The sequence below is a fragment of the Colwellia sp. MB3u-4 genome (assembly GCF_014077065.1).
GTDB lineage: Bacteria > Pseudomonadota > Gammaproteobacteria > Enterobacterales > Alteromonadaceae > Cognaticolwellia.
In genome coordinates this window covers 305,224-320,931 of the sequence record NZ_JACGVE010000089.1, presented here as the reverse complement: position 1 = coordinate 320,931, position 15,708 = coordinate 305,224, and the positions used below count along the sequence as shown (strand labels likewise).

Sequence of the window (15,708 nt, the reverse complement as noted above, 5' to 3'; positions counted from 1 at the left end):
ATCCTATTGTTCTGCGCTTAACACCACCATATCGTCACGGTGAATAACCACCTTACTGGGACAACAACCAAGCAAAGCCGCAATATTGTCACTTTTACTGCCTTTAATTCGCTGTAAATCTCGCGCATTATATTGGCTGATACCTTTGGCGATCTGTTGAGCATTTTTAGCATCATAAATATCAATACAGTCGCCGGCTTGAAAATCGCCGCTAACCTCAGCCACCCCGGATGGTAACAAAGACGCTCCTTGCTTGGTTAACGCACTGACAGCGCCAGCGTCTAATAACACCTTGCCATTACTTTTTAAGGTGTGCTTTAACCAATGTTTACGGGCCCGTGTTGCACCTTGTTGAGCGATAAAGTGCGTACCTGGGTTATCACCACGTAAAATTTGTTCAAATACTTCGCCTCGACTGCCATTTAAGATATAAGTGTCAATACCATTTTCTACCGCTTTTTCCGCCGCTTGAATTTTTGTTTTCATGCCGCCGGTAGCCAAAGGATTGTTGGTGGCGCCAGCCATGGCATAAACTGCTTCGTCGATTTTGGCGATAACAGGAATTAATTTAGCTTGTGGATTTAAGCGGGGATCTGCTTCAAAAACGCCATCAACATCACTTAAAATAAATAAACTGTCTGCTTCACTGACCAAGGCAACTAATGCCGCTAAGTTATCATTATCACCGACTTTTAACTCTTCTGTGGCCACGGTATCGTTTTCGTTAACAATAGGAATAATGCCATTGGCTAGTAATATTCTTAAGGTGTTTTTAATATTAATATAACGTTGGCGATCTTTTAAATCGCCATGAGTTATCAAGAGCTGACTGCATGGCACATCAAAAAAACGTTGCCAATTCGCCATCATTTTCATTTGTCCAACAGCAGCCATTGCCTGTTTAGTAGGAATTGAGGGGTTGGGAGAGCCGTGCACAATCAAACTTCTGCCCGCGGCAACACTGCCAGATGAAACCAAAATAACTTCTTTACCTGCTTGCTGGCATTGAGTAATAAAGCGAGCAATACCAAGGATATATTTACCGCTACAGCCATTGGCATCTGGAGCCACTAAAGCACTGCCAACCTTTATCACCACACGTTTAAACTTCATGATAACCCCCTATTTTGTATTTGCTTAGCTTGCCTTGAAAAGTAGTTGATATGCAATTAATTTATATCTATATCTGCTATTTTCTCATGCTTTATAGCATTAGCTCTCTTAAACCATTATTTTGCTATGTTAAAATTGTAATTTACTCGGCAAAAACCCGTAGTAATAAATTTATGATGCGTTTTTAGCCAACTAGCTTGTTCTATGCTAACACCAAGGAGTATTGAAGCTAGTGTCAACCTTACGTTGAAAAACTAATGACAAATATCATTTTTTTAGCTTTCATTACCATTTCAAGCTGCACGACAAATAAAGCCAACCTAAGTTTTTTGTCGCCTATCACATAAGTTTTTAACGATTTTTACTGAAAATAAGACTAAAACCCATTAAGATTATAAGCAGTAATTATCATCTTGAAAGTTTTGGTTTTTTATATGTTACATTTTTTACCTGGCCCAGTTATTGGTTGTATCTCTGTTATTTTGTATATTGCCAACACTATACTCTGGCTTATACCCATACTTATATGCTCGCTACTAAAGGCATTAGTGCCCTTGAGTCAATGGCAAAAATTCTTCAGTTATTTACTGGATCAGTTGGCGAGCAATTGGGTGCTCTGCAATACCTTTATTCAAAAAGTATTCACCAAAACACAAATAAATGTCACGGGTTTAGAAAAGTTAAAAATGAAAGACTGGTACCTGGTGATTAGTAATCATCAGAGCTGGATTGATATCCTAGTATTACAACGCGTTTTACACGGTAAAATACCCTTCTTAAAGTTTTTTTTAAAGAAAGAGTTAATTTATGTCCCTTTGCTGGGCTTGGCTTGGTGGGCGCTCGATTTTCCTTTTATGAAACGTTATAGCCAACATTTTTTAAAGAAAAACCCGCACCTAATCGGTAAGGATATCGACACGACAAAAAAGGCTTGTGAAAAATTTAAACACAAACCCGTGAGTGTGATGAATTTTATAGAAGGTACACGCTTTACAGCAGAAAAACATCAACAACAGCACTCGCCTTTTCAACGACTATTAAAACCAAAAGCGGGTGGTATTGGTTTTGTCCTGCAAGCAATGAAAGGTAATCTAAGTAAAGTGGTTAACGTCACTATTTACTATCCTGATGGCACACCAAAATTGTTTGATTTTTTGTCAGGAAAAATTAAACAGATAAATATTGCCATTGAAACTCAAGATATTGATGAGTCACTCAAGGGGGATTATGTTAATGATCGGGCTTATAAAATTCAGTTTCAAAAGTGGGTTAACCAACTTTGGCTTGATAAAGATAAAAAAATGCTCCAACTTGAAGCACAAGCTAAGAAGGATATGTAATGCAGGTTATAATCACCTCATGGTTAACTGAACAAGGTATTCAGGCGCCATACATAACCTTAAGTAGTGTTGTTATTGGTTGTTTGTTAATTTTACTATTCTGCAGTGTTAGTTTTTATATTGCGAAAAACTATGTACTTGCGGTTATTCATAAATTAATTAGCACATCAAAAAATACCTGGGATGATCACTTATTTGATCATCAAGTATTTTCACGTATCTCCTTGCTGGTGCCTTTTGTCTTATTGTTATTACTGACGCCATTTTTCTTAGAGGCAGAGTCTTTGCTTGCCGTTGTTCTCATGGTATTTGCAAAAGTTGGCATTTGCTTTCAGGTTGCGCGCAGCATTAGTGCATTACTCAATGTGATCAATAGTCTTTATCAACAAAAAGCTAGCGAACGCTATTTACCATTAAACTCAACCTTGCAAGTGATTAAACTTGTGGTGTATTTAGTGGCAACAATACTGGCAACTTCGCTACTATTAGACCGTTCACCACTCTACTTACTCAGTGGTTTAGGTGCGTTAACTGCGGTGTTAATTTTAGTATTTCAAGATACGATTAAAGGTTTAGTGGCGAGTATTCAAATTTCAGCTAACAAAATGGTCGCCCCGGGCGATTGGATTGAGTTACCCAAATATGGCGCTGATGGCGATGTTATTGAGATAGGGTTAAACACGGTAAAAGTGAAGAATTTTGATAATACCGTCACAACAGTGCCTACTTATGCATTAACTAGCGACTCATTTAAAAACTGGCGCGGTATGCTAAATTCAGGCGGTAGAAGAATTAAACGCGCTATTGTTATTGATCTTAGCAGTATTAAATTTTATAACTCAGAACAGCTTGAAACGTTAAAGTCAGTGCAACTAATTGCGGGCTACCTTGCTGACAAGCAAACTGAAATTCGCCAACAAGCGGCACAAGAAGTCACAGGTAATGCCAATACTGCCGCCATAATAAACACTCGACAGTTAACCAATATTGGCACCTTTCGAGCTTATATCAGCGCCTATTTAAAACAACATCCAAAGGTGCATCATGAGATGACCTGTATGGTCAGGCAACTACAGGCAACAGAGGTTGGCTTGCCGCTGGAGTTATACTTTTTCAGTAGTGACCAAGATTGGGTTAACTATGAAGCGATACAAGCAGATATATTCGACCATCTATATGCTGCCGCGCCACTTTTTGATTTAAGAGTGTTTCAACACCCCAGTGGCTACGACTGGCAAAATGCTAACGCATAACGCATAACGCCAAGGCTAACGCTGACGCATAACGCCTTCTTGCATAGTAGAGGCAACTAATAAACCTGCACGGTTAAATATTTGTCCTCTTACTAGGCCACGGCCACTACTCGCTGACGGGCTATCAATACAGTAAAGTAGCCATTCATCGATACGAAATGGGCGATGAAACCACATGGAGTGATCTATCGTGGCCAGTTGAAAATTTGGCTGCCAGTAGCTTACACCATGTGGAAATAAAGCCGTTGGTAAAAAAGAAAAGTCCGAAGAATAAGCTAATAAATAGGTATGGATACGAAGATCATCAGGTAAGTTACCATTAGACTTTATCCACATATGACACTTAGCGTCCGTTCTTTCTGGTTTTAGCCAGTTATACTGCTCGACTGGTCTTGTTTCGATCGGTTTTTCAGATAAAAATTTACCACGGATTTCTTCTGGAATAGACGCTTGATGGTCGAAAATAAAATCTGTATATGACTTTAACTCTTCAGGACCCGGCACCAGTGGCATAACATCTTGGTGATCAAAACCCTGCTCATGCTGTTGAAATGAGGCGGTCATGTAAAAAATAGCCTGACCATTTTGAATAGCGTTGACACGTCGAGTGCTAAAGCTGCGGCCATCACGAATATTTTCTACTTGGTAAACCACAGGTTTAGTGGCATCGCCCGGTCTTAAAAAATAGGAATGGAATGAGTGCACATTATGAGTTACTGCCACAGTCTCTTGTGCTGCTGACAATGCTTGCCCCATCACTTGGCCACCAAATAAGGCTTTAAAGCCTAAATCTTGGCTTTCACCGCGATAAATACCTTGCTCTATTACTTCTAGTTTCAACAACGTAGAAAGATCTTTTAATACCTGACTCATAAAAATATAACTCTAATTAATCGTGACCAATTAAAAGCATTATAACCTGCTATAGCTTTAAACATAACGTACTAAATTTTTAAACCCGCACTTTTGAAACAATATTAGTAATAAATCATCTCAGGCCATTAACAAAATGGTTAGCAAGTAGTAACAACTTAACTATTGATATTGACAAAAATCTCAGCTATGTTGTTATCATCTAAGCTATGTTTTTATCAATAGATACATGATATTTATAATATTATGTCGTAGTAATGTATCGTAAGAATGTATCGCAGCAATGTATCGTAACAATGTAAAAAAAGAGGCTATTGTGCACGCAGTTTTTGAACGAGAAGCATTACTAGAAAGACGTCAATATACGCCGCAGCAATCAAACTTGTGGGATAAATTGTCGCTGGCACAAAAATTTGCCACCAATAGTCTGGCACAATTTGGCTATGACCTATCTTTTATTCGTCATAGTAAATCTGGCAATATCGCCATTTTGTTATGTGATAATAATGCCGCAACGATTGCTGATGATGGTGAAATTAGTACCTTGCCCAGTATTGTCATTAGAGCCTAGTTCAAACCGTTATCCAAATATCCAATAGCGGCTCTTAAAAGTGGTTTTTTTGTTGGGATTAAAAATAAATGCGTAATGATCTGCTAATAGCATTTATTAAATTAACTTCCACCGCCAGCAAGTATTATTCCTACCCTGCTATTTTTCAATATCAGCACACTCACTCAATCGAGAAAGAAAAACATAGGGATCAATATCCTGAATACTGGGTGCTGCAATTGAAAAAATAACGTTAACGGAATAATCGCCTAAGTTAGCAAAAAACCGGGTTTTTATTGCCTGCTTTATACGGGTAAATTTAATCAGTACTTGCTCCGGCGTTTGATGTGGACACAAAAACAAGTATTCCCCATCACTAATAACACCCGCATAGTCTTCTGCATCAAGATTTTCGTTAATAATAGTGGCCAGTACCTGGCTAACATCAGCTAACACTTTACGGTTAAAGCGAAAACTGAGCTCTTGCCAGTTTTCAACCTTTAAATAGGCAACTGAAATATTATATTGATACTTTCTTGCCATTTTATATTGCTGTTGATACCAACGTTTAGTTTGCACCGCTTGGGTTAAATGAGTTTGGGGCAACTCTATTTCATCGTAATTATGATTAAGCTGTTTACGATGCGCTTGAAAAAAGCAATAAATGATAAAAAGTAAGCTACAACTTAGCATGCTAGCAAGCAATATAATCCATAGCTGTTGGCGATGATACTTCTCACTAAACGCTAAACTCAGTTGGCTTTGTTCCGCTAAATTCAAGGCTAATTTTTTGGCTTTATTACTGGCCGATGTAGCGATGGCCGCTAATGAATTTTTTACACTGACATTTGGATACAATGCTTGATACAGGGTGAGATAATGCTTTTGTGCCTCGATTGCCTGCTCAAATAGCTTTTGTTCGCTGTAGTAGTCTGTGAGCAATAAAAACAAGTCTATTTGTTGCGGCGACAAGACGACATTTTCGGCTAAAGACTGAGCAGAGAGCAGCATAGTATCAGCTTCTGTAGGCTTATCTAAAGCATACAGCACTCTTACTAAAGCAATTTTCGCCGATAAATTAAACCGTACTAAGTTATGCTGATTAAAAACTGCGTGGGCATTTAACAAGCGCACTTCTGCCAACGTAAACTGCTGCTGTTGATACAGCACTTGCCCTAAACCAAGTTCTGCATAGGCGGCGCGAATAGGTAAATTATACTGCTTGGCAAATTGTAGCGACTGCCAAAAAGCATTATAAGCGTCATCATATTGCTGTAATTGGTAATAGGCATTCGCCACTAAATGATAGCTGCGGGCAATACCTGCTGTTCTTGACATAGTTGTACGTAATTGTAATACGTGATTAAGCAATTCTACCGCATTATTATATTCTGATAAATAAAAATGCGCTTCAGCAATAATTTCTAAGAGGGTGATCTGGTCAACACTTTGCTGATTCTGGTTCAGTATACTTTCCACTTTAGTTAACGCTTTTACTGCCAAAGCGTAGTCATCATTTAAGGCATAAGCCACCACTGAATAAGCCAGTGCCTGCAAATGATAATTCATATTACTGGCTTGATCAGCCAACCATGCCGCTGTTTGTGAGGTTTCTCTTAACTGAATATATTTACCTTGAGCATAATAACCACGGGCAATTTTCAATAATAAGTCTAATTGTAAATCGACATCAGTCGGCTCTGTTTCGCTACCATATTGGGCAAATTGCAATGCTACTGACAAGTCACCGCGATTAAAGGCAACATCTGACAACAAAGAAAATGCCTTGGCAACCCTATCATGACTGTATTGATCAGGGTTGTTTGCCACGGCTTGTGCAACGTCAGCCACATCTTGACTAATCAATACCTCTTTATCTTGCAGATAATAAGCATCAAGCAATTGCCGATAGTTTTTATCGCTGCTTATTGAGTCGGCTTGAGCCGTAAGCAAAAGGCAAAAATTTATTAAAATACCCAACAGCATTCGTTTCATTGAACCTTGACTTCCTATTCTGGGTGAGAGACTGTTTATCTTTCAAGGTTAAAATTTATACCATGTCATAGTTCAAATGCAAGCCTAGCTTTGTGGCAATTTTGTGCTCGGCTTGTCGCTTTATTCGCTTGGCTAATCACTTAATAAAATGGGCATAATACTGGCGCCTATAAAAACCTTCCTAGCTTGTCTGAATATCAAATAAAGTAGCTTACCTATAATCGCACTTGACGTTATAAAGCTCAAAATAAGCACAAAGCCAGTAAAAATCGAGACGAGAAATGACGAATAAAAGCGCCGAAACGGCCCAATGTAGATACAAGCATAGCTTATCTTAAGTTATCACTTCGTCATCACAATCTCTAGAAACTGTGTCTGATATGCTATCTTTTGTTGCGGATTAATTTATGCTTGATAGCTCTTCCTGTTTAGCCTTTTTGTTTGCAACATATTCCATCATTACATTTTCCAACATGGATAAGGGCATCGAGCCATTTTTCAAGATTTGATCATGAAACTCTCTCAAATCAAAGTCTTGACCTAAGGTTTGCTCAGCCATTTTACGCAGTTTTTTAATGGTTAATTCGCCCATTTTATAAGACAAGGCTTGGCCCGGCCAAGAAATATAGCGGTCAATTTCAGTTTTAACGTTGTGCAGCGATAATGCCGTGTTATTCGCTAAATAGTTCATCGCTCGCTCGCGGCTCCAACCCTTAGCATGCATGCCCGTATCAACCACCAGTCGACAAGCACGCCACATTTCATAAGTTAATCGGCCAAAGTTACTATAAGGACTTTTATAAAAGCCCACTTCTAGGCCCAAATACTCAGAATAAAGTCCCCAACCTTCGCCAAACGCTGAGATATAAGTATTATTTCTAAATTTAGGCACATTTTGCATTTCTCGGGCAATGGAGCCTTGTAGATGATGACCGGGCACCGCTTCATGTAAGGTTAACGCCTCTAAAACATATAAGGGTCGACGGTCTAAGCGATAAGTGTTGACCCAATAGTTACCGGCCTGATCATCTCGTGATGGTCCAGAGTATCGTCCTGTGGTGTATTTAGGGGCAATGTTAGCGGGCACCTCAATAACGCCGTAAGGTGTGCGCGGTAAGGTTTTAAATAATTTAGGTAATTGAGCATCCATTTTTTTCGCTATAAATGAAGCTTCTTTTAACAAGCCTTCTGGGCTTGTGGCATAAAATTGTTTATCGGTACGCAAAAAATGGACAAAATCAGCAAAGCTGCCGGTAAAGTTTAATTGCTGAATAATATTGTCCATCTCGCCTCTGATCCGCTTCACCTCGGCTAAACCTGTGTTATGCACTTCATCAACGGAAAGCGGCAAAGTAGTGTAATGCTGTAACCGATTTAGATAATAATTTTCGCCATTAGGTAAAGAGCTAGCGGCAATATTGCTTCTCGCATTGGGTTGGTAATGTTGCACCATATAATCATAGTATTTTTGATAGCTTGGCATAACACTGCCTAAAATAATGTCGGCGGCCTGTGCTTGCAGTTCCAATTTAAGTGCTGGGGGGAAATACGCCGGCAGGGTTAAAAATGGCTGATAATAGCTACTTAATGTCGCATCTGTTTTTATAAAAGCTTGAATCGATTCTTCAAAACCTTGTAAGACTATTTTAGGTTGGGTGATACCCGCTTCAATGCCTTTATCCATCCAGTACATTTGCTGAGAAAAATATTTTGCTAAAGCGCCTAGTCGAGCGAGGTAGTCACGATAATCTTGTGCAGTTTTAAAACTTACTTGGCTTTTTATACGGCTGATCCAAACATGAAAGCCAGACTCCGCCGTTAGCGGCATGTAATGCTCTTTGTTGGTATAACTATCCAATTGATTTTTAATGGTATAGGACAACACCGCATGATTAATGACCTCATCTTGCTGAAGACCTTGAACGGCAACCTGCGCCAAACGTTGATCAATAGCAAGTAACGCTTGATGCTGCTGCTTAAGGGTGTCGGGTGATAAATCAGGTAATTGGCGGTTAGTTTCGCCAGCAATATCTTGATTAAATGGGCTTTGCAAATCATTAAAGCGCTGATAGTCTTTAATGATCTCTGCAAGATCATGGTTCACTAAGCTCACTTGAAGCTTGGGTGACTGACACGCCATAACAAAAAGAAATACAAATAGGGTGATTGAAAATACTTTCATGACAAGATCTCAAAAATTAATTTACACAGGAAACTCAATAACTAAATACCATAACAAAAGATAAGTATTTATAAAGAAAAGTTTTCTCTGACAGGATAATTTTCCCGTTGTGCTTATATACAAAACTTCACGGCTAGCGACAACATCTCAAAATAGCCGTTTGTGTCAGTTGACAAAGGCTGAGTTGCACAGATTATTGTTGCTGATTAAACACATCTGTGTAGGCAATACTAGATTAAAAACAACACGATAGATGGCTAAGATAGAACAAAGACAAGGCTAGCGCTTTATTACCAAAAGAGTTAAGTTATAGATAAGGCTTTAATAGCTTACCTGCTGCGAGTTAAGTGAACAATAAACCAGTATAATTAGCTTTATTGTTGTTTTTAATACTTTTTATTGTGGTATTTTCACTAAAATTATTACAGAATAGCTTTCCAGCTATTATTAGCGAATGCCGTAGATCAAAGGTTGGAATAATGAAGTACCATGATTCTATAGTAACAGCCGAAAAAAAAATGCACGCCGCCATCAAGCAATTGCAGCTATGGCATATAGCAGCGACGCCAATTAATTACGCGGTGAGTTACGGCTACCTCAATAAACATTCAAAAGCACTTAATGCCGCCATTGAAAAACAATTAGCCGCGGTTAAAAAGCTTGATAACTTCTTTTTAGAACAAATATATAGCCAATATATTTTAGTGCAAAGTGCCTTTCGAGGTGAGTTAATTGACGATCTTGATGAAGTATTAATCGATTTACAAGCCAATAGTCAACAGTCTTCCTCTTGCACAAAACGATTAGTGACTCAATTAGATGATAATATGGTGCGTTTAAACTCGACGGATAAAGACGAAATATTTATTGCGATTAAAAAAATCCGCCAAACAACTCAAGAGTTCAAACTTACACAAGAAAAAATTGTTGAGCAATTACTGGTCTCAAAACAGTCAACTGAGGCATTGCGCTCAGAATTAGAAGATGTAAAAAAAGAAATTTATTTAGACCCTTTAACTAGATTATATAATCGTAAAGCTATGGCAAAGCATTTAGAGCTTTGGTGCTCTGCTGATCCTGATCAGCAGGTGGCGGCGATAGTCATTAATATCGATCAATTTTCTCAGATGAATGAAAGTTTGGGGCCACTGATCAGTGACGTGTTATTAACAAAAATAGCTAATAAAATTAGCAGTTACGTCGATGAAAGTGGCTTACCGATAAGATCGGCTGGCGATGAGTTTTTGATCCTACTGCCGGATGTTGAACGCAGCATGGCGGGCGAAATTGCTGAAAAAATTCGACAAAGTGTAGAGAAGCTAAGATTTATCAGCAGTAAATCAGGTACTCGTTTGCCACAAATAACCCTCAGTATGGGGGTCAGTGATTATAATGTCGCCACGAGTGCTCATAACATCATTAACCAGACCCGTGCACTGATTAACCAGCAGGCTAATCGCCGAACTAATTTCGTTAGTATCGCCAATAGTTAACTCAGTGTTAGCTCGCTAATGAGTTCGGCGAGGTTTTTCTCTGAAAATACTTTTATGCCGTTTGCTCTTAAGATAGTAGTGGTAACACCTTGCCCCGGTATCTTCTGTTGATTGAACTGGCCATTGTAAATACTGGAACTGCCACATGACGGACTAGATTCTTTTAATAGTGCATAACGAATATTATGTTTTTGGCAGAGCAATAACGCCTGATTAGCACCTTGTTCAAAAGCATGGGTAACATCATGACCCATAATAGTTTTCACGATTATTTTTTCGCCAATAATGCGAATCTCAGCGGGCGCTCTTGGTGTAGTTAATCCGCCAGCTAACTCCGGACAAATAACCACCAAGCGTTGCTCTTTTTTCCAAGCTGTCAGCGTGGTGTGAGTTAATAAATTATCTCCACCATCATATCTGACTTTATTGCCTAAAAAGCAGCTACTGATGAGGATTTTTTCCATTAATTTTTAACCCTATATTTTTAAATTACTATCATGCTGTGATTAAATAACATTGACTGAAAGTCTACTAAGATCCTGATGACAACAGCAGCTTAATTTCCTGCAGTCCAGTGCGGTCTTGCGCGGTAATACACTCGAGCCAACATGCATGACTGTACTCTTCAAAGTTGAGTAAAAACTCATAGTTACTATATTTTATTCTTAAACAATACAGGTCTGCACCTTGTAAAACCTCCAACACTGTTGCCGATACGCTGAGTAAAATATGATCAATAACGGCTGTTTTATCATCCATTGTCCATTCAACATTAAAACTAAGCTGTAAAGTGCTCGGATTTATTTCCTCAACATTGATGATTTCTATATTATTTTTTATCTGCATACCATTTTCTTCTTAGTTTAAGTTTAGTTAAGTTAACCGTAATCAGTTGCTTAAAACTTGTCTTAGCGTCACAAAATATTAGATAAACTTTCATCCTGATACGATCGTAAAAAAAGCCACGACAACAGTATACTTTTTACATATAATCAACTGAGGATCCTTTAAAAATTATTGACCAAAGAGAGATAATATTTATGAAAAAATTTATTTTAGCCATTGCTGCTACTGTTATGATGGCTTCACCTGCATTCGCTGGTGACGCAGCTGCGGGCAAAGCAAAAACTGCCATGTGTTCAGCTTGTCATGGTGCTGCGGGTATTTCCGCTATTCCAATGTATCCGAACCTTGCCGGCCAAAAAGAAGCTTACCTAGCTCAGCAATTAAAAAACTTTAGATCAGGCCAACGTAAAAACGCAGTAATGGGCCCTATGGCGATGGCATTATCTGACGACGATATTGCTAACATTTCAGCATACTACTCAAGCCTTAAATAAGCTTAATTTTTGAGGTTAAAAAAGCGCTATTAGGCGCTTTTTTTGTGTCTGCCTTTTCTCGTCGCTTGTTCTCGCTTAGGTTTTAGTTTTGGTGCTGTTTAATCAAAGAGAGAAACGGTTCACCATAGCGTGCAAGCTTAGTGTCACCTATACCACTGACATTAAGCATTTGTCTTGACGTTAAAGGTTTTACTCTGGCCAATTCAGCTAATGTGGCATCGTTAAAGACAATAAACGGCGCTATGTCTTCAAGACTCGCTATTTCTTTACGCAATGATCTTAGCTTAGCAAATAAGGCTCTATCGTAGACTTTATCGCGTTTATTGCCTTGCCAATAGCTCGCTTTTTGTAAACGAGGCGTGGCCAACATCAGCGGCTGTTGTCCTTTTAAAACCCCACCGGATGCTTGTGTTAGACATAAGTTCGACTGAGCAGCGATATCTTGTTGTAAATAGCCTAAATGAATCAATTGCCGTACGATTGAAAACCAATAGCTGGGCGTTTTGTCGCTGCCAATACCAAAAGTGGATACTTTGTCATGACCCAAGGCAATAATTTTATCATTAAGTTCAGCCCGTAAAACTGCCACCACATGCTCAATATCACCATTGCCTTCAATTCTATAGACACAAGAAAGCACCATTTGTGCCGCTTTTGTCGCGTCAAATTGACTCGGAGGATCCAAGCAAATATCACAGTTACCGCAACTTTTTTCAGTAAACTCGGCAAAGTAGTTTAATACCACTCTACGCCGACAGGTTTGCGCATCAATAAAACCTCGCATGGCTTGAAAACGCTGTAACTCAACGTTAACGCGTTGTTCATTTTCACCTTCTGCAATACGTTTGCTAATACGTTCAACGTCTTTTTCATCATAAAGAAAAAGCGCCTCTGCGGGTAAGCCATCACGCCCTGCACGACCTATTTCTTGATAGTATGACTCTACTGTTCTTGGGGGCTCAAAGTGAATAACAAAACGCACGTTGGATTTATTAATGCCAAGCCCAAAAGCTACTGTTGCTACCACTATCTGAATATCATCTTTGGCGAATTTATCTTGAATAATATTACGAATGTCAGACTCTAATCCGGCATGGTAAGCCGCACAATTAATGCCCGTTTGTGCTAAATTTTTCGCTAGTTTTTCAACTTGCCAACGGCTATTACAATAAATGATGCCACATTCGTCTTTACGCTTGTTGATATAACCCATAACTTGTTGCTCACCTTGATATTTATCTGCCAAGGTAAAACGAATATTAGGTCGGTCAAAACTATCAAGGTGAATGTAGGGATCATGCAAAGCCAATTGTTGTAAAATATCTCGGCGTGTTGTCACATCCGCTGTTGCGGTTAACGCCATCACAGGCACATGCGGAAAATTTTGCTTTAGCAGATGCAATTGTGTGTACGCGGGGCGAAAATCATGTCCCCATTGCGATATACAATGAGCTTCATCAATCGCAAATAAACTGATGTTGAGTTGTGATAAACCTTGAATAAAATAATAATTTTTTAGCCGTTCAGGGGCAACATAAAGTAGCTTTATTTCACCTTGACCTAAACGTCGAAATATAGCGTTAATGGTCTCAGTGTCAAGTGAGGAATTTACATAAGCCGCTGATATCCCTTGATTAACTAGGCCATCAACTTGATCTTTCATTAATGCAATTAAGGGGGAAACAACAATAGTGATACCCGGCATTAAGGTTGCTGGCAGCTGATAGCACATTGATTTGCCGCCACCGGTGGGCATTAATACTAAGCTGTCACGGCCCTGAAGTGCATAATTAATAATGTCTTCTTGGCCGGCACGGAAGCTCTGATAACCAAAATGATGTTTAAGAGCTTCAGTTAATCTTGTAGGGGAAGTGGCTTGCAACAGACAGTCTTCATTGGGTGAAATCGACCGACATTTTAACGTAGTAACAGCTTTGTGCGGAGATTTATTTTCAATATCAGCATAATTATTGTTATTCTTTTATCTCATCGGACCAAAAGGAAACTTTATGACACATGAAGAGACGTTTATGCAGCTTGCTCAATATTGGAACCAAGCCATGCCATTTAACAAGCTATTGGGCTTAGAAATCACCCAATTTAATAGCCAAGAGTCAGTTGTTAGTATTGTCTGGGACGACAAGCTAATTGGTAATCCGGAACAAAAAATACTGCATGGCGGCGTTACGGCTTCAGCGCTTGATCTGGCCGGTAGCGTTGTTGCTGCCGCCAATATCCTCACTCAGTTAGCTGAATTATCACCCGAAATAATAACACAAAGCTTAAGTCGTTTGAGCACTATTGATTTACGGACCGATTTTTTAAGACCCGGACGGGGAGAAAAATTTATTGCGACAGCAAAAATCATTCGTAGTGGTAGTAAGGTGGCAGTTGCCCGCATGGAGATGCATAACGAGAAAGGTGACCATATTGCCTTTGGCACGGGCACTTATATGGTGGGATAAAAGCAGCCATCATGAGTATTAACATGGGTTGTTTAGCCCAATAATGCTATTATGGTCATTATCTCACCAACCTTAACTCATAACTTACTCCATGCCAATATCTGAAAAAACCGCCTTACGTGGCGGTATTATTAGTGCCGTTAGTGCCTATACTATGTGGGGTATCGCGCCACTATATTTTAAACTAATAGACCATATTAACGCCGATGAAATTTTAGTACATCGCGTGGTTTGGTCAACTGTTTTATTAATCTTAGTCGTGCTGCTGACCAAAAGATCGCGCAATTTTATTGCCACTATTACTCAGCCCAAAATAGTTATGCGATTAACCATTTCAGCGACACTGCTTGCCATGAATTGGTTTATGTTTATTTGGGCGGTTAATAATGGCCATTTACTTGATGCCAGCCTAGGCTATTACATCAATCCACTTTTCAGTGTGGCGTTAGGGGTTATATTTCTAGGTGAACGCTTGCGACCTTGGCAGCTATTTGCCGTTGGACTCGCCTTTATAGGTGTGATGATTCAACTCTTTATGGTTGGGTCACTACCGATGATTTCATTAGCATTGGCCGCCACTTTTGGTACTTATGGCTTATTACGTAAAACCATGCCGTTAGACTCATTTGTCGGCTTACTGATCGAGTCTCTGATGATGTTACCAATAGCCTTGATTTATTGGTTAGTGTTTTTAAAAACAAGTACAACCAATATGTTAGACAATGATATGTCATTAAATATGCTCTTGGTTTGTACCGGCATTGTTACTACTGCGCCCTTGTTATGCTTTTCTGCTGCAACAAAACGTATGACCTTAACGGCTTTAGGATTTTTTCAATACATTGGCCCAAGCATCATGTTTATTTTGGCAACGTTTTATTACCAAGAGCCATTATATTTTGCTAAATTAATTACTTTCGCCTGCATCTGGACCGCATTAGCGATATTTAGTTTTGATTCAGTAAAAGCGAGAAGACGGGCGATAAAAACAGCCACAACATAGCGAGAAGAAATAGTGCAAAAGTGTGACAGATGAGAAATTTTTATCTGCCAGAGGTGTTTAAAGCAGGGTTAATCGCCGGGCTAGCGTTAGGCCGTTACAAC

At 39.2% G+C, this 15,708-nt stretch carries 14 protein-coding genes; 7 read left to right on the top strand and 7 right to left on the bottom strand.

Annotated features, from left to right (window positions below):
- Positions 1-3: 3 nt before the first annotated feature.
- On the bottom strand, positions 4-1,113 hold the full coding sequence (proB, locus tag H4J61_RS17080) for a glutamate 5-kinase (protein ID WP_182186474.1): 1,110 nt from the start codon (positions 1,111-1,113) through the stop codon (positions 4-6).
- 434 nt (positions 1,114-1,547) lie between these two features.
- Here proB and H4J61_RS17075 point away from each other — a divergent pair, with 434 nt between their 5' ends.
- Together H4J61_RS17075 and H4J61_RS17070 are read left to right on the top strand one after the other, a co-directional pair.
- The gene (locus H4J61_RS17075; RefSeq protein ID WP_182186472.1) at positions 1,548-2,453 is read left to right on the top strand and encodes an acyltransferase; all 906 of its coding nucleotides are present in this window, start codon (positions 1,548-1,550) and stop codon (positions 2,451-2,453) included.
- A complete protein-coding gene (locus H4J61_RS17070) occupies positions 2,453-3,706 on the top strand; it encodes a mechanosensitive ion channel family protein (RefSeq protein WP_182186470.1) in 1,254 nt (417 codons plus the stop codon). Before H4J61_RS17075 ends, H4J61_RS17070 begins: the two co-directional genes overlap by 1 nt.
- Positions 3,707-3,721: 15 nt before the next feature.
- Here the strand turns inward: H4J61_RS17070 and tesB are convergent, their stop codons facing one another.
- On the bottom strand, positions 3,722-4,579 hold the full coding sequence (gene tesB / locus H4J61_RS17065) for an acyl-CoA thioesterase II (RefSeq protein ID WP_182137154.1): 858 nt from the start codon (positions 4,577-4,579) through the stop codon (positions 3,722-3,724).
- A gap of 283 nt (positions 4,580-4,862) precedes the next feature.
- On the opposite strand from tesB, the gene H4J61_RS17060 reads away from it, so the two are divergent.
- Positions 4,863-5,150: a hypothetical protein gene (locus tag H4J61_RS17060; RefSeq protein ID WP_220460879.1), complete on the top strand. Its 288-nt coding sequence runs from the start codon at positions 4,863-4,865 to the stop codon at positions 5,148-5,150.
- A gap of 138 nt (positions 5,151-5,288) precedes the next feature.
- Here H4J61_RS17060 and H4J61_RS17055 read toward each other — a convergent pair whose 3' ends face one another.
- The gene (locus H4J61_RS17055) at positions 5,289-7,124 is read right to left on the bottom strand and encodes a tetratricopeptide repeat protein (protein ID WP_182186468.1); all 1,836 of its coding nucleotides are present in this window, start codon (positions 7,122-7,124) and stop codon (positions 5,289-5,291) included.
- Positions 7,125-7,524: 400 nt separating this feature from the next.
- Entirely contained in the window at positions 7,525-9,306 is a 1,782-nt protein-coding gene (locus H4J61_RS17050) for a DUF885 family protein (protein WP_182186465.1), read from the bottom strand.
- A gap of 479 nt (positions 9,307-9,785) precedes the next feature.
- Between H4J61_RS17050 and H4J61_RS17045 the strand changes: the two genes are divergently transcribed.
- Positions 9,786-10,799, top strand: a complete 1,014-nt coding sequence (locus tag H4J61_RS17045; RefSeq protein WP_182186463.1) for a GGDEF domain-containing protein — start codon at positions 9,786-9,788, stop codon at positions 10,797-10,799.
- On the opposite strand, the gene H4J61_RS17040 is transcribed toward H4J61_RS17045, so the two are convergent.
- Together H4J61_RS17040 and H4J61_RS17035 are read right to left on the bottom strand one after the other, a co-directional pair.
- The gene (locus H4J61_RS17040) at positions 10,796-11,263 is read right to left on the bottom strand and encodes a DUF523 domain-containing protein (RefSeq protein WP_182186461.1); all 468 of its coding nucleotides are present in this window, start codon (positions 11,261-11,263) and stop codon (positions 10,796-10,798) included. The genes H4J61_RS17045 and H4J61_RS17040 overlap by 4 nt on opposite strands.
- Before the next feature lie 67 nt (positions 11,264-11,330).
- Complete coding sequence (locus H4J61_RS17035; RefSeq protein WP_182137158.1) at positions 11,331-11,645, bottom strand: DUF3630 family protein; 315 nt, start codon at positions 11,643-11,645, stop codon at positions 11,331-11,333.
- Between the two features lie 194 nt (positions 11,646-11,839).
- Here H4J61_RS17035 and H4J61_RS17030 point away from each other — a divergent pair, with 194 nt between their 5' ends.
- On the top strand, positions 11,840-12,139 hold the full coding sequence (locus tag H4J61_RS17030) for a cytochrome c (RefSeq protein WP_182186459.1): 300 nt from the start codon (positions 11,840-11,842) through the stop codon (positions 12,137-12,139).
- Between the two features lie 82 nt (positions 12,140-12,221).
- Here H4J61_RS17030 and recQ read toward each other — a convergent pair whose 3' ends face one another.
- The gene (recQ, locus tag H4J61_RS17025; protein ID WP_404852074.1) at positions 12,222-14,024 is read right to left on the bottom strand and encodes a DNA helicase RecQ; all 1,803 of its coding nucleotides are present in this window, start codon (positions 14,022-14,024) and stop codon (positions 12,222-12,224) included.
- Positions 14,025-14,148: 124 nt separating this feature from the next.
- Between recQ and H4J61_RS17020 the strand changes: the two genes are divergently transcribed.
- Positions 14,149-14,604, top strand: a complete 456-nt coding sequence (locus H4J61_RS17020) for a thioesterase family protein (protein WP_182137161.1) — start codon at positions 14,149-14,151, stop codon at positions 14,602-14,604.
- A gap of 91 nt (positions 14,605-14,695) precedes the next feature.
- The gene (gene rarD / locus H4J61_RS17015) at positions 14,696-15,607 is read left to right on the top strand and encodes an EamA family transporter RarD (RefSeq protein WP_182186454.1); all 912 of its coding nucleotides are present in this window, start codon (positions 14,696-14,698) and stop codon (positions 15,605-15,607) included.
- The last annotated feature ends 101 nt before the right edge of the window (positions 15,608-15,708 follow it).

What these genes read in the sequence shown, in the direction of transcription:
- proB (WP_182186474.1), bottom strand. Translation starts at nt 1,113, where the DNA reads ATGAAGTTTAAACGTGTGGTGATAAAGGTTGGCAGTGCTTTAGTGGCT.
- H4J61_RS17075 (WP_182186472.1), top strand. Translation starts at nt 1,548, where the DNA reads ATGTTACATTTTTTACCTGGCCCAGTTATTGGTTGTATCTCTGTTATT.
- H4J61_RS17070 (WP_182186470.1), top strand. Translation starts at nt 2,453, where the DNA reads ATGCAGGTTATAATCACCTCATGGTTAACTGAACAAGGTATTCAGGCG.
- tesB (WP_182137154.1), bottom strand. Translation starts at nt 4,579, where the DNA reads ATGAGTCAGGTATTAAAAGATCTTTCTACGTTGTTGAAACTAGAAGTA.
- H4J61_RS17060 (WP_220460879.1), top strand. Translation starts at nt 4,863, where the DNA reads ATGTATCGTAACAATGTAAAAAAAGAGGCTATTGTGCACGCAGTTTTT.
- H4J61_RS17055 (WP_182186468.1), bottom strand. Translation starts at nt 7,124, where the DNA reads ATGAAACGAATGCTGTTGGGTATTTTAATAAATTTTTGCCTTTTGCTT.
- H4J61_RS17050 (WP_182186465.1), bottom strand. Translation starts at nt 9,306, where the DNA reads ATGAAAGTATTTTCAATCACCCTATTTGTATTTCTTTTTGTTATGGCG.
- H4J61_RS17045 (WP_182186463.1), top strand. Translation starts at nt 9,786, where the DNA reads ATGAAGTACCATGATTCTATAGTAACAGCCGAAAAAAAAATGCACGCC.
- H4J61_RS17040 (WP_182186461.1), bottom strand. Translation starts at nt 11,263, where the DNA reads ATGGAAAAAATCCTCATCAGTAGCTGCTTTTTAGGCAATAAAGTCAGA.
- H4J61_RS17035 (WP_182137158.1), bottom strand. Translation starts at nt 11,645, where the DNA reads ATGCAGATAAAAAATAATATAGAAATCATCAATGTTGAGGAAATAAAT.
- H4J61_RS17030 (WP_182186459.1), top strand. Translation starts at nt 11,840, where the DNA reads ATGAAAAAATTTATTTTAGCCATTGCTGCTACTGTTATGATGGCTTCA.
- H4J61_RS17020 (WP_182137161.1), top strand. Translation starts at nt 14,149, where the DNA reads ATGACACATGAAGAGACGTTTATGCAGCTTGCTCAATATTGGAACCAA.
- rarD (WP_182186454.1), top strand. Translation starts at nt 14,696, where the DNA reads ATGCCAATATCTGAAAAAACCGCCTTACGTGGCGGTATTATTAGTGCC.